Source organism: Mesorhizobium sp. Mes31, assembly GCF_024519675.1.
Classification (GTDB): domain Bacteria; phylum Pseudomonadota; class Alphaproteobacteria; order Rhizobiales; family Rhizobiaceae; genus Mesorhizobium.
This window is the reverse complement of sequence record NZ_JALJRL010000003.1, coordinates 22,711-35,605: the sequence shown is the minus strand read 5'-3', so window position 1 is coordinate 35,605 and position 12,895 is coordinate 22,711. Positions and strand designations below refer to the sequence as shown.

Here is a 12,895-nt window from a genome sequence, read left to right as displayed (position 1 = left end):
AATCATGGGCATCACCTTTCGCAAGGAAACGTTCCGCGACGATTTCAGCTTCAAGAACAGCCCGGAGCATATCAGGCGGTTTCCGTTCCCCTTCCACGAAGATGCCTACATGTATGCGGTCAACATCGAGCCGCATGTCGTCGGGCCGAAGGGCAGCGTGCTGGAAAACTTGATCGACGTCGACGAGCACTATGTCGCCGAGATGCAGGACCGGGCTCTGGTGCTCGCCGAGGATCCGCTGCGCTGCCAGTCGTTGCCGCACATGACGCTGGCCGGCTGGGACCTGCTGGAGCTTCTGATGGAGCAGCAGGCGCTGGGCTATCCCGAGCATTTCACGCTCTCCCGCGACGGCGACCGCTGGCGCTGGATCAACCGGCCGCTCGGCATCGACGACACCTTCACCTTCGGAGACACCTCGACGCTGCCCTACGGGCCGATGGAGTATATCACCCGGCAAAGCCAGGGCGATTTCTGCATCCTCGACCAGCGCGACGGCAATCTGTGGATGGATGCCGGCATGGTCACCACGCAGGCCGACTGGTCGCTCGATTTCGACATCGGCATGAACTTCTTCGAGTGGCACGCGCCGGTGCCGCTGGCGCATGAGAAGGGGATTTTCACCCGCGCGCTGAAGTTCCTCACCAACATCCAGCAAGGCAAGCCGGCGCGGCGCCTGAACTGGACGATGACCATCAATCCTCGCCTCGATACGAGCCCGGAAAATTATCACAAATGGGGCCCGGACCGGACGACGGTCACACCGGAGAACGTCGGCGACAAGGTGCATCTGCGTGTCGAGCTGCAGAGTTTCTGGCGGCTGCCGCGCTCGAATGGCATCGTCTTCCCGATCCGCTGCTACCTGATCAAGATGGACGAACTGGTGACGCAGCCGAAATGGGCGAGGCGCCTGCACCGCGTCATCCGCGACCTGCCTGACGAACTCGCCAACTACAAGGGTCTGACGCGCTACCGCCCGACACTGGTCGAGTGGCTGTCGAAGCTGGATGATGGCAGCCCGACGTCGCCGGGTTTCGGGCCGGATTGAGTTTCATCTGTGATGTTTGCGCTGACCTTCACCCTTAACGGGGAGAGGGGATCGCCAGCGCTGGAGTTCGTCCCTTCTCCCCGTCCTTAACGGGGAGAAGGTGCCGGCAGGCGGATGAGGGGCGGCGCCGACATTCGAGAGTTTTCTCACCCCGCGCTGTTCTGCGGATAGCAGATGATCGAGAGATAGCGCATCGGCAGTCGTGTCAGTTGCTCGGGCCCATGCGGCGCATCGGCGTCGAAGAACAGGCTGTCACCGGGCTTCATCGGGTAGAGGTTGCTGCCGTGCCGGTAAACAACCTCGCCCTCCAGCATGTAGAGGAATTCCATGCCCTCGTGCTGGAAGGTCGGGAACACATCGGAATCCTCGGTCAGGGTGATCAGATAGGGCTCGACGACGACGCCGCTGGTGTTCGAGCCGATATGGCCGAGCAGATTGTACTGGTGGCCGGCGCGCGTGCCGCGACGCTCGACATCGAGACCTTCGCCGGCCTTGACGAAGACGGCGCTCCGTTCCTCCTCGAAGCGGCGGAAGAAGGCGGTGACCGGAACGCCGAGCGCCCGCGACAGCGCCTGCAAGGTGGTCAGCGACGGCGAGGTGATGCCGTTCTCGATCTTCGACAGCATGCCCAGCGAAATGTCGGTCGCGACCGCCAGATCAGCGACGGTGATACCGAGCTTCTTGCGGAACGCCCGCACCTCGCGGCCGATCGCCACCTCAAGCACTTTCTCGCGGGTGTCGCGGATGGCGTGCGGGTTCTGCGTCAGGGGTGCCCGGATGGTCTTGCCGTCCGCCGAGACCTTTGGCAGCGGCTTTGCCTTTGCACCGGCAGGGTTGGCACCAGCCTTGGGATCGGAAGTCTTTTTTGCCATGTCGCCACCCCGGACTTTGAAGATTTATTTCACCCGAGGTGAACATATTCGGTGCCGATACAGGAGCGCAACCGCGACGGCAAGCCAATTGGGGGCGCATGCTCGTGATCCAGCGTTTGAGCGCGTTCGATTTCTGCGGCAAATCCGCCCTGGCGGAACGCTGTTTCAGCACGCAGGCTGTTGACAGCACGCAAGGGCCAATTACTGTCCTGTGAGTGAAATTTGTTTCGTTAGGGAAATCAGACCGGGAGGCCTGCAATGAAAAGTCGCGTTGCCGTCATTGGGGCCGGACCGTCCGGCCTTGCCCAGCTGCGAGCCTTCAAGTCGGCGGCGGACAAGGGCGCCGAGATTCCCGAGATCGTCTGCTTCGAAAAGCAGTCCGATTGGGGCGGCCTGTGGAACTACACCTGGCGCACCGGCCTCGACGAGCATGGCGACCCGGTGCACGGCTCGATGTACCGCTACCTCTGGTCGAACGGGCCAAAGGAATGCCTGGAATTCGCCGACTACACTTTCGAGGAGCATTTCGGCCGGCCGATCGGTTCCTATCCGCCACGCGCCGTGCTGTGGGATTACATCAAGGGCCGCGTCGAAAAGTCGGGCGTGCGCAAATGGGTGCGCTTCAACAGTCCGGTGCGCATGGTGACGTTTTCGGACGAGACGAAGAAATTCACTGTCACCGCGCATGACCGCACCAACGACGTCACCTATTCGGAAGAGTTCGACAATGTCGTCGTCGCTTCCGGGCATTTCTCGGTGCCCAACGTTCCCTATTTCGAAGGTTTTTCGACCTTCAACGGCCGCATCCTGCACAGCCACGACTTCCGCGACGCCATGGAGTTCAAGGGCAAGGACATATTGATCATCGGCCGCTCCTATTCGGCCGAGGACATCGGTTCGCAATGCTACAAATACGGCGCCAAATCGATCACCTCCAGCTACCGCTCCAAGCCGATGGGCTTCAAATGGCCGGAGAATTGGAAGGAAGTACCGCTGCTGCAGAAGGTCGTCGGCAAGACGGCCCACTTCAAGGACGGTACCACCAAGGATGTCGACGCCATCATCCTGTGCACCGGCTACCTGCATTCCTTCCCCTTCCTCACCGACGATCTGAAACTCAAGACCGCCAACCGCATGTGGCCGCTGGACCTCTATGAGGGCGTCGTCTGGGAGAAGAATCCGAAGCTGTTCTATATCGGCATGCAGGACCAGTTCTACACCTTCAACATGTTCGACGCGCAAGCCTGGTACGCGCGCGACGTCATCATGGGCCGCATCAAGCTACCCTCCGCCAAGGCTATGGCCGAGCACGGCGCCAAGTGGCGCGCGCGCGAGGAAACGCTGGAGGACGCCGAGCAGATGATCTGGTTCCAGGGCGACTACACCAGGGAATTGATGGACCAGACCGATTATCCCGGCTTCGACGTCGAGGCGGTCAACCGGACCTTCATGGAGTGGGAGCACCACAAGGGCGAAGACATTATGAGCTTCCGCGACCATGCCTACCGTTCGCTGATGACCGGCACCATGGCGCCGCTGCACCATACGCCCTGGCTGCAGGCGCTGGATGACTCGATGGAGAGCTATCTCGAGGTCAAAGGGGTGGCGGCGGAATAGCCGTCGCGCCTCGGACTACCCCAATCTTGCCCGTGCTTTCGCCGTCCAGGCGTTGAAGAGCCGGTCGGCGACGATCCCGATGAAGGCGATGGCGAGGCCGGCGACGATGCCACGGCCGGAATCGGCCTTGGACAGCGCGATGAACACCTCCTGGCCGAGGTCGCGCGTGCCGACCATGGCGCAGATGATGATCATCGCCAGCGCCATCAGGATCGTCTGGTTGACGCCCAGCATGATCTCCGGCAGCGCCAGCGGCAATTGCACACGGAAGAAGGTTTGACGCGGCGTGCAGCCGGAAACCTTGGCTGCCTCGATCAGCGCCGGCGGCACCTGCCTGATGCCGTGATTGGTATAGCGGATGGCCGGCACAACGGCGAAGGCGACGGTGGCGATCATCGCGGTGACGTCGCCGACGCGGAACAGCATCACCACCGGAATGATGAAGCAGAACGACGGCAGCACCTGCAGCGTGTCGATAACAGGGGTGACGATCTTCTCGAACCGGTCGCTGCGCGAGGCCATCAGCCCGATCGGAATGCCGATCAGGCAGGCGATGAAGGCCGAGATGCCGCAGAGATAGACCGTCGCCATGGTTTTTTCCCATAGGCCGGTCACCGCGCAGAAGGCGGTCAGTACGGCGACCAGGGCGGCCAGGCGCAGGCCGCTGAGCTGATAGCCGGCAAGGCCGAGCAGGAATACCGCGCCCAGCCATGGGAACCCTTCGCAGAAGGCACGCACCGGATTGAGCACGTTGAGGATCAGCGCCACGCGGAAGGCCTCGATTACGTCGAAGAAATTGATCGTCACCCAGTTCACCGCCGCTTTCCACAGCGGCGCGGTGGTGAAGGTGATCGCCTTCGGCACCGCCGCGAAGGCTGGTACGAACAGGCCGAGCAGTGTTGTCACGACAAGGATCGCGATAGCCAGAGAGAGATTGGGGTAACGCCGCCAGAACACCGGGCTGGTCTCTTGATGGACATGGCCCTTCGCGTTGTTGTGCGCGATGGCCTGGCTCAGCCGGTCGAGCGCGATGGCCAGCGCCACAATGGCGAGCCCGGCCTCCATCGCCTCGCCGACCTTCAGTGCCCGCAGCGCCAGAAGCACATCGTAGCCAAGGCCGCCGGCGCCGATCATCGAGGCGATGATCACCATGTTGAGCGCCAGCATGATCACCTGGTTGACGCCGACCATCAGCGTCGGCCGCGCCGAAGGCAGCAGCACCCGCCACAGTTTCTGCCGCGCCGTGCAGCCGGCCATCTCGCTGAAGTCGTCGATTTCCGAAGGGACGCGCGACAGCCCCAGCATCGTCGCCCGCACCATCGGCGGCGTGGCGAAGATCGCGGTCGCGATCATCGCCGAAACCGGGCTGTTGCCAAACAGAAGCAGCATCGGGATGAGGTAGGCGAAGGTTGGGATCGTCTGCATCAGATCAAGCGCTGGGGAGATGATGAGCCTCTCCGCCCACGGCTTGCGCCAGGCCCAGATACCGGCGAACAGCCCGGTTACGATGCAGAACGGCACGGCGATGGAAATCAGCGCCAGCGTCAGCATGGCGCTGGTCCATTGGCCGAACAGGGCAATGTAGAGGAAGCAGCCGCCGACCAGCATGCCGAGCTTCCGGCCGCCAACGGCATGCCCGGCGAGGAACGCGGCAGCGCACACACCGACCCAGGACAGCCGAGGCAGGATGACGGTATCGGCGCCATGGCCGAACTTGAAATTCTTGGCCAAGAGATTGAGCGCGAAGTCGAGCGGCACGCCGAGCACCGCGGTGATCGAGCGCGTCAGCCAGGACAGGTTCGACTTGATCCAGCGCATCAGTGCGCTGACCCAGTCGGCGACCGGCACGACGGCGCTGTCGGGATAATTGACGGCCCAGGGCAGACTGTCTTGCAGCAGGAACGTGACAAGCACGATGGCAAGTGCCGAGGCCCAGACCAGAAGCCAGACCTGAACCGGGCGCCCCCTTGCCTCGCTGGCACTTGCCGTCACCGTCATGCGCCGGTTCCCGAACGCTCGATGCCGGCCAGCAGATCGATCACCGCTTGCGGCGTCACCTCGCCGATCGGCTTGCCGGTGCCGTTGATCACCGCGAAGGGTTTGCCGGCCGCAACGATGCTGGCCGAGAAGCTGGCGATCTTTGCATCCGGCGCCACCGTGCCGCCATGTTCGCTGCCATCGCAGGCACGCATCAGGCCGCGCGCCGAGATCACCTTGGCTCGGTCGACGTCGCGGGTGAATTCGGCGACATAGTCGGTCGCCGGATTGACCACCAGTTCCTCCGGCGTACCGATCTGGATGACCTCGCCATCCTTCATGATGGCGATACGGTCGGCCAGCCGGATCGCCTCGTCGAAATCATGGGTGATGAAGACGATGGTCTTGTGCAGCATCGTTTGCAGCCGCATCAGTTCGTCCTGCATCTCGCGGCGGATCAGCGGGTCGAGCGCCGAGAACGGCTCGTCGAGGAACCAGATCTCCGGTTTTGTCGCCAGGCTGCGGGCGATGCCGACACGCTGCTGCTGGCCGCCGGAAAGCTCGCGCGGATAGAAATGCTCGCGGCCGCGCAGGCCGACGAGCTCGATGACCTCGCGGGCCCGTGCCTCGCGTGTCGGCCTGTTCTGCCCCTGGATGCTGAGCGGGAAGGCGATGTTCTCCAGCACGTTGAGATGCGGCAGCAGGGCAAAATTCTGGAACACCATGCCCATGCGGTGACGTCGCAATTCGATCAGCGCGGCATCGGAAATCTTCAGCAGGTCCTTGCCTTCGAATTCGACCTTGCCATGCGTCGGCTCGACCAGCCGCGACATGCAACGCACCAGCGTCGATTTGCCGGACCCCGATAGGCCCATGATGATGAAAATCTCGCCCTGGCGGATCTCGAGATCGACGGCGCGCACGGCGCCGACCAGTCCGGCAGCAGTGACATCCGCCATGCTGGCCTTGCCGTCGCGCTCGCGGATGAAATTGGCCGCGTTCGATCCGAACAGCTTCCAGACATTGCGGCAGGCAAGTTTTATTGGACGGGCATCCTTTGGCGTGCCCGCTGCGTCCGCGCCCTGTTCAGTCCTGTCCGCCATCCAATCGTCCTTCTGGAACACCAGCAATTGAGACCCGGCTGGTCAACAGCCAGGTCTCATTTTCCAGTCGGTCTATTACTGCGCCCAGGCTTTCCAGTCGGCCTCGTGAGCGGCGATCCAGGCGGCGGCGACATCTTCCGGTGTCTTGCCGTCGAGGTCGATCTCACCGCTCATCTTGTTGAGCTCGTCGGTGTCGATCGTGAAATTCTTCGCGACCTTGTAGGCGACCGGCCATTTGTCCTTCATGCCGGACCAGGAGTATTTCCAGATCTCGCCATGCGGCTTGCCGCAGTCATATTTGGCGTCGGGGTTCGTGCCCCATTTCGGGTCGTTGTAGCACTCGGGCGTGTATTCGGGGAATTGCACCCATTCGCCCTTGTACTTGGCCGGCGCCCAGTGTGGCGAATAGATCCACAGCATGATCGGCGCCTTGCGCTGATAGGCAGAATCCAGTTCGGCGAACATCGCCGCATCGGTGCCGGCATGGATGACGGTGAACGGCAGCTTGAGCGCCGCGACGCGCTCGTCGTCGAAGCCTTCCCAGGTCACGGGGCCGCCGAGATAGCGTCCCTTCGGGGCGGTTTCCGCCGTTGAGAACGACGCCGCGCATGCCGGGTCGAGCAGGGCATGCCAGTCCGGCAAGGTGGGGCACTTCTCCTTCATGTATTCGGGGAACCACCACTCTTCCTTGGCCTTCGGGCCGAGCTTGCCGAGCCGTTCGGTCTGCCCGGTGGCGTCCGACGCCTTCATGGCTTCGCCTGCGGTCGTGTCCCAGAATTCCAGCCCGACATCGAGGTCACCATTGGTGAGACCCGTGGTCAGGCTGGAGAGGTAGTCGGCGGTCGGATATTCCACCGTGTAGCCGAGCTTTTCGAGGATGCCGCCGAGAATCTTGGCGTTCAGGTTGACGCTGGTCCAGTCGAACAGCGCGATCTTGATCGGGTCGTTGGACTCGGGCGCGGCGGCGTGGGCGGACGGTGTCAGCAGGCTGAGCGTCGCGAGCGCGAGGGCGCCCATCGACAGTTTCGAGATCTGGCTGCGAAATGACATGCTTGTTCTCCTTCAAGCTGTGTGAAAGTTGTCGTTCGTTCCCTTCTTGCGGCTTTTCTTGATTGTGTTGGAAAGGCTGGTCGTTGCGCAAGGACGTTGTCGCCATGCAGCGGCTGGAGCCGGTGCAGGCGCGATGGTGCTCAATTCGAAGGTGGTGATGTCGTGCCGAAGGGGCCGCGTCATGGCTGCCGAAGGATTGCTGCCGAAGCGGTCATCCATGGATCGATCGCCGGCGCTGCGGCGCTCTGAAATTTGCGAGCCATGAAGGTCCCACGATTTCGGCTATCGGCCTCGGCAAGCCCCATCTTGCGAAACCTTTTCATGGGATGAAATTATATATACCAAGGTTCATCCCACGCAACGACTAACGCCTCGCGACATGAATAATTTCAGACTGCAGGCGAAGTCTCGGCTGTCACTCAGCCGTTCGATCTTCCGTCCTACCAGCAGACGTAGCCGCCATCGACGATCAGGTCGAGGCCGGTGACGAAGCTCGATGCACGGCTGGCCAGGAACACCGTCGGCCCGACCATCTCCTCCGGCGCCGCCATGCGTCCCATCGGCGTGTCGCGTTTGAAGATCTTCACCTCTTCCGCCACCTCCGGCCGCTTGTTCATCGGCGTCAGCGTGTAGCCCGGACTGACGACATTGACGCGCAGCCCGCGGTCGGCCCACTCCATGGCGAGGCTCTTCGACATGTGGATGACGGCGGCTTTCGAGGAGTTGTAGTGCGCCTGCGTCAGCCCGCGATTGACGATGGTTCCCGACATCGAGGCGATGTTGATGATCGAGCCCTTGCGTCGCGCCAGCATCTTGCGGGCTTCGGCCTGGCAGGACAGGAACACGCCGGCGACATTGACCTCGTGCACCTTCTGCCATTTCTCCAGCGACAGCGTCTCGGCGGGTTCCGAGCCGGCAATGCCGGCATTGTTGACGGCGACGGTCAGCGCACCGAGTTCGGCCTCGACGCGCTCGATCGCCGCCGTGAGATCGCTCTGCGACGTCACCGTGCCGGTCAGCACCAGCGCCTTGCGGCCGAGTGCCGTGATCCGGTGCGCGGTTTCGTCCAGCCCACCCTTCGACGCATGGCCGAAACAGGCGACGTCGGCGCCTGCCTCGGCCAGTCCGATCGCGATTGCCTGGCCGATGCCGCTGCCGGCGCCGGTGACCAGCGCGACATCGCCGTCCAGCTTGAAAAGATCCATCACGCCCTCCCTTGGCTCAGGGAGGGTATGCGCTGAACCGTGCCTGGATCAAGCGCACTGCGCGCAAGCGGTCAGATAGTCCGCTGGTGCTCAGAAAGAGCCTTCGATAGCGATGCGCGCTATGCCGGTTCGGTCACGACCGCCTTCTGCAGCCTCGCCAACTCCGCATAGGGGATGTGGCAGCGGATCGAATGGCCAGGCTGCGCCTCGCTCAGCGGCGGCTCCTGCTGTTCGCAGATCGCACCGATCTTTCGCGGACAGCGTGTGTGGAACACGCAACCCGACGGCGGATTGGTGGCGCTCGGGATTTCACCGTCGAGGCGAATGCGCGCCGTCTCGGTCTGATCGAGCTTGGGCACGGCCGACAGCAGCGCTTCCGTATAGGGATGGTGCGGACCGGAAAAGACGTCTTCCGATGGTCCGAGCTCCATGATGCGGCCGAGATAGAGCACGGCGATCTTGTCCGAGAGGTACCGGACCACGGCAAGATCGTGCGAGATGAAGATGTAGCTCACATCTTCCTTCGACTGCAGGTCGGCGAGCAGGTTGAGGATCGCCGCCTGCACCGACACGTCGAGCGCCGACGTCGGCTCGTCGCAGACGACGATGCGCGGGTCGCCGGCGAAGGCGCGTGCGATGGCGACGCGCTGCTTCAGGCCGCCCGAAAGCTGGCGTGGCTTGACGGCGAGATGCCGGTCGGTCAGCCGGACCGAGCGGACGAGGTCGTTGAGGCGAGCCTCCAGTGCCTTGCCGCTCAAGCCCGCCAGCCGCTTCAGCGCGCGGCTGATCAGGTGCCGGATCGAATGCGAGCGGTTCAGCGCCGAGTCCGGATTCTGGAAGACGATCTGCATCGCTTTGACCTGGTCGTCGCTGCGGTTTGCCAGCCGCGGCGCCAGCGCCTTGCCTTCCAGCTCGATGGTGCCGCCTTCGTCCGGCGGCACCAGGCCGAGCAGCAGCCTGGCGAAGGTGGTCTTGCCGCTGCCGGATTCGCCGACCAGCCCGAGCGTTTCGCCGGGCCTCAGATCGAGCGACACGTCCTTGACGGCACGCAGTGCGTGGCCGTGGCTGGCATAGGTTTTGTTCAACCCGGCGACGCGCAGGACGGGTGCCGCTGTTGCCTTCGGCGCAGGCGCTACATTGCTCGGTGTCGCGCGCGGCAGCGCTTGCGCCTTCTCGTGATAGTGACAGCGCGACAGCCTGCCACCGAGATCGTAGAGCGGCGGCAATTCGGTGCGGCAGCGGTCATCGGCGAGCGCGCAGCGGTCGGCGAAGGCGCAGCCCTTGATGGCGGCGCCGATGCCGGGCAGGAAGCCCGGAATGGTGTCGAGGCGACCCTGGTCCTTGCGCTGTCCGCCACGCGGCAGGCAGCGCAGCAACGCCACCGTGTAAGGGTGACGCGGGTCGTTGAACACGACATCCGTCGGCCCTTCTTCCACCAGCATGCCGGCATAGAGAACGCCGACGCGGTCGCACATGTTGGCGACGACCGCGAGGTTATGGCTGATGAACAGGATCGAGGCCGACAGTTCCTGCCTGAGCTGCGCGATCAGGTCGAGCACTTCGGCCTCCACCGTCGCGTCGAGGCCGGTGGTAGGCTCGTCGAGGATCAGCATCGACGGATCGTTGGCGAGTGCCATGGCAATCGCCACGCGCTGCTGCATGCCGCCGGAAAGCTGGTGCGGGTAGCGTTGCATGACGCTTGTCGGGTCGGAGATACGCACCCGGTTCAGCATGGCGATCGCGCGATCCTCGGCCGCCTTGCCCGTTATGCTGCCGAGCTCGAAGATCTCGGTCAGTTGCCGGCCGACGCGGATCGACGGGTTGAGCGCCTTGCCGGGATCCTGGTAGACCATGGAAACGCTTTCGGCCCGCGCCCGCCTCAGCGCCTCGGCGTCCAGCTTCATGACGTCCTGGCCGTCGAGCGAGATCGCACCGCCGGTGATCGAGCCGTTCCTCGGCAGATAGCGCACCACGGTGAGCGCCACGGTGGATTTGCCGCAGCCGGATTCACCGACCAGCCCATAGGCTTCGCCTTGGCCGATGGTGAGGCTGAGGTTGCGCAGCACCGCTCGGTTGCGGCCGGCAACACGGTAGGCAACCGACAGATCGGTGAGTTCGAGCGCGTTTTCGGCTTTGGCGGATCTAGTCATTGAGCGCTCCGTGAACGCCGTCGGCCACCAGATTGACACCGATCACCAGCGAGGCGATGGCCAGCGCGTCGAACAGCACCGTCCACCAGAAGCCGCCGCCGATCATGCCGTAATTGCTGGAAATGCTGAGCCCCCAGTCGGGCGAGGGCGGCTGAATGCCGAAGCCCATGAAGGAGAGCGTGGCGACCGCGAAAATGGCATAGCCGAGCCGCACGGTGGTTTCGACCAGGATCGGCGGGATGACGTTGGGCAGGATCTCGACGAACATTGTATGCAGCGCGCTTTCGTGCCTGAGCTGCGCGGCGGCGACATAGTCGAGTTCGCGCTCGGCGAGCACCGCGGAGCGCACGGTGCGCGCGATGATTGGCGCGAAGCTCAGACCAATGACGACGATGACGGTCGTCTTGGAGGTGCCGAGCGCGACGATCGCCAGCAGCGCGACGATGACCACCGGGATCGCCATGAAGGCCTCGAGGATGCGGCTGACGACATCGTCGACGATGCCGCGAAAATAACCGGTGATGAGGCCGAGCGCCGTGCCGGCCACTGTCGCCAGCAAGGTCGCCAGCGGCGCGACGGTCAGGATGTCGCGCGAGCCGACGATGACGCGCGAGAAGACGTCGCGGCCGATCTGGTCGGTGCCGAACCAGTGCTCGGCCGAAGGCGGGGCCAGCGCATTGATGATGTCGTCGGCAAGCGGATCATAGGGCGCGAAATGTTCGCCGAAAAGCGCGCAGGCAACCCAGAACAGCACGATGACGAGACCGGTGAGGAACGTGCCGGAGCGCAGCAGCGAAAACAGCACCTCCGCCAGCGGGCCACGCCGGCGCGTATCGTCGGGTGTCGGGGAGCTGGTTGGGATGGCGCTCATTGATCTGACCCCAGCCGGATGCGCGGATTGAGCATGGAATAGAGAAAGTCGGCGGCAAGCGTCGCCACGGCATAGACGATGCCTATGGTGAGAATTCCCGATTCCAGCATCGGGAAATCCTTGCCGCGCGCCGCGGTGAAGATCAGTGAGCCGATGCCCTGGTAACGGAACAGCGTTTCGATCACCACGAGGCCGCCAATGAGATAGCCGGTCTGCGTCGCGATGACGGTGATGGTCGGCAACAGCGCGTTGCGCAGCACATGCCGCCAGATCACCGTGCGCCACGGCAGGCCCTTGAGCACGGCGGTGCGCGTGTAGTCGGAATCGAGCGCCTCGATCATGCCGGAGCGTGCCATGCGGGCGATGTAGCCGAACAGCACCAGGAACAGCGGCAGCGAAGGCAGGATCAGGTAGTACAACTGGGTGAAGAAGCCGGCATCACGCGGCCATGCGGCTGATATCGGCAGCCAGCGCAGCCAGACGCCGAAAATCAGGATCAGGATGATGCCGGTGACGAACTCCGGCAACACCGTCACTGACAGGCCGCCGAGGCTGATGATGCGGTCGAGCGGCCGGTTGAGATTGAGCGCGGCAACGACGCCGCCGAGGATGCCGATCGGCACCACAAGCACGAAGGCGACCGCCGCCAGCTTCATCGAATTGCCCAGCGCATCGATGACGAAGGGCGCTACCGGCGAGCGGAAGATATAGGACGTGCCCATGTCGCCCCGGACGAAATTCCAGATCCAGGTCGCATATTGGGTGAGCAGCGGTCGATCGACACCGAGCGTGTGATTGAGCGCCTCGACCGCGCGCTGGTCGGCGAACGGGCCCAATATGGCGCGACCGACATTGCCGGGCAGCACCTGGCCGCCCAGGAACACCATGATGCTGAGCAGGAACAGCGTGACGAGCGATAGAGAGACACGCCGGACAAAGAAGGAGAGAATGGCTAACACTCCTTGTGAAGCCAGCCCCCATGAGGGAGCTGGCTGTTAGAGGATT

Annotated in this window: 11 protein-coding genes; 2 read left to right on the top strand and 9 right to left on the bottom strand. The window is 63.4% G+C overall.

The window, feature by feature from the left end; genetic code table 11:
- Positions 1–4: 4 nt before the first annotated feature.
- Positions 5–1,045, top strand: coding sequence for a DUF3445 domain-containing protein (locus NR193_RS05525; RefSeq protein ID WP_256749868.1), 1,041 nt, complete (start codon positions 5–7; stop codon positions 1,043–1,045).
- Positions 1,046–1,191: 146 nt separating this feature from the next.
- Here NR193_RS05525 and NR193_RS05520 read toward each other — a convergent pair whose 3' ends face one another.
- Positions 1,192–1,917 (bottom strand): XRE family transcriptional regulator, encoded by a 726-nt coding sequence (locus NR193_RS05520; RefSeq protein ID WP_256749867.1) that lies wholly within the window; start codon positions 1,915–1,917, stop codon positions 1,192–1,194.
- A gap of 258 nt (positions 1,918–2,175) precedes the next feature.
- On the opposite strand from NR193_RS05520, the gene NR193_RS05515 reads away from it, so the two are divergent.
- The gene (locus tag NR193_RS05515; RefSeq protein WP_256749866.1) at positions 2,176–3,534 is read left to right on the top strand and encodes an NAD(P)-binding domain-containing protein; all 1,359 of its coding nucleotides are present in this window, start codon (positions 2,176–2,178) and stop codon (positions 3,532–3,534) included.
- Between the two features lie 15 nt (positions 3,535–3,549).
- Here NR193_RS05515 and NR193_RS05510 read toward each other — a convergent pair whose 3' ends face one another.
- From NR193_RS05510 to NR193_RS05475, 8 genes are all read right to left on the bottom strand, one after another.
- Positions 3,550–5,532, bottom strand: coding sequence for a proline/glycine betaine ABC transporter permease (locus tag NR193_RS05510; protein ID WP_256749865.1), 1,983 nt, complete (start codon positions 5,530–5,532; stop codon positions 3,550–3,552).
- Positions 5,529–6,614 carry a glycine betaine/L-proline ABC transporter ATP-binding protein gene (locus tag NR193_RS05505; RefSeq protein WP_256749864.1) on the bottom strand — a complete coding sequence of 362 codons (1,086 nt, stop codon included), beginning with the start codon at positions 6,612–6,614 and terminating at the stop codon, positions 5,529–5,531. The genes NR193_RS05510 and NR193_RS05505 overlap by 4 nt, the downstream gene beginning before the upstream one ends.
- Before the next feature lie 75 nt (positions 6,615–6,689).
- The gene (locus NR193_RS05500; RefSeq protein WP_256749863.1) at positions 6,690–7,664 is read right to left on the bottom strand and encodes an ABC transporter substrate-binding protein; all 975 of its coding nucleotides are present in this window, start codon (positions 7,662–7,664) and stop codon (positions 6,690–6,692) included.
- A gap of 12 nt (positions 7,665–7,676) precedes the next feature.
- Entirely contained in the window at positions 7,677–7,883 is a 207-nt protein-coding gene (locus tag NR193_RS05495) for a hypothetical protein (RefSeq protein ID WP_256749862.1), read from the bottom strand.
- 221 nt (positions 7,884–8,104) lie between these two features.
- Positions 8,105–8,869 (bottom strand): SDR family oxidoreductase, encoded by a 765-nt coding sequence (locus tag NR193_RS05490; RefSeq protein ID WP_256749861.1) that lies wholly within the window; start codon positions 8,867–8,869, stop codon positions 8,105–8,107.
- A gap of 119 nt (positions 8,870–8,988) precedes the next feature.
- Positions 8,989–11,019 carry an ABC transporter ATP-binding protein gene (locus NR193_RS05485; protein WP_256749860.1) on the bottom strand — a complete coding sequence of 677 codons (2,031 nt, stop codon included), beginning with the start codon at positions 11,017–11,019 and terminating at the stop codon, positions 8,989–8,991.
- Entirely contained in the window at positions 11,012–11,890 is an 879-nt protein-coding gene (locus NR193_RS05480; protein ID WP_256749859.1) for an ABC transporter permease, read from the bottom strand. Before NR193_RS05480 ends, NR193_RS05485 begins: the two co-directional genes overlap by 8 nt.
- Positions 11,887–12,840: an ABC transporter permease gene (locus NR193_RS05475; protein WP_256750280.1), complete on the bottom strand. Its 954-nt coding sequence runs from the start codon at positions 12,838–12,840 to the stop codon at positions 11,887–11,889. The genes NR193_RS05480 and NR193_RS05475 overlap by 4 nt, the downstream gene beginning before the upstream one ends.
- Positions 12,841–12,895 lie beyond the last annotated feature (55 nt).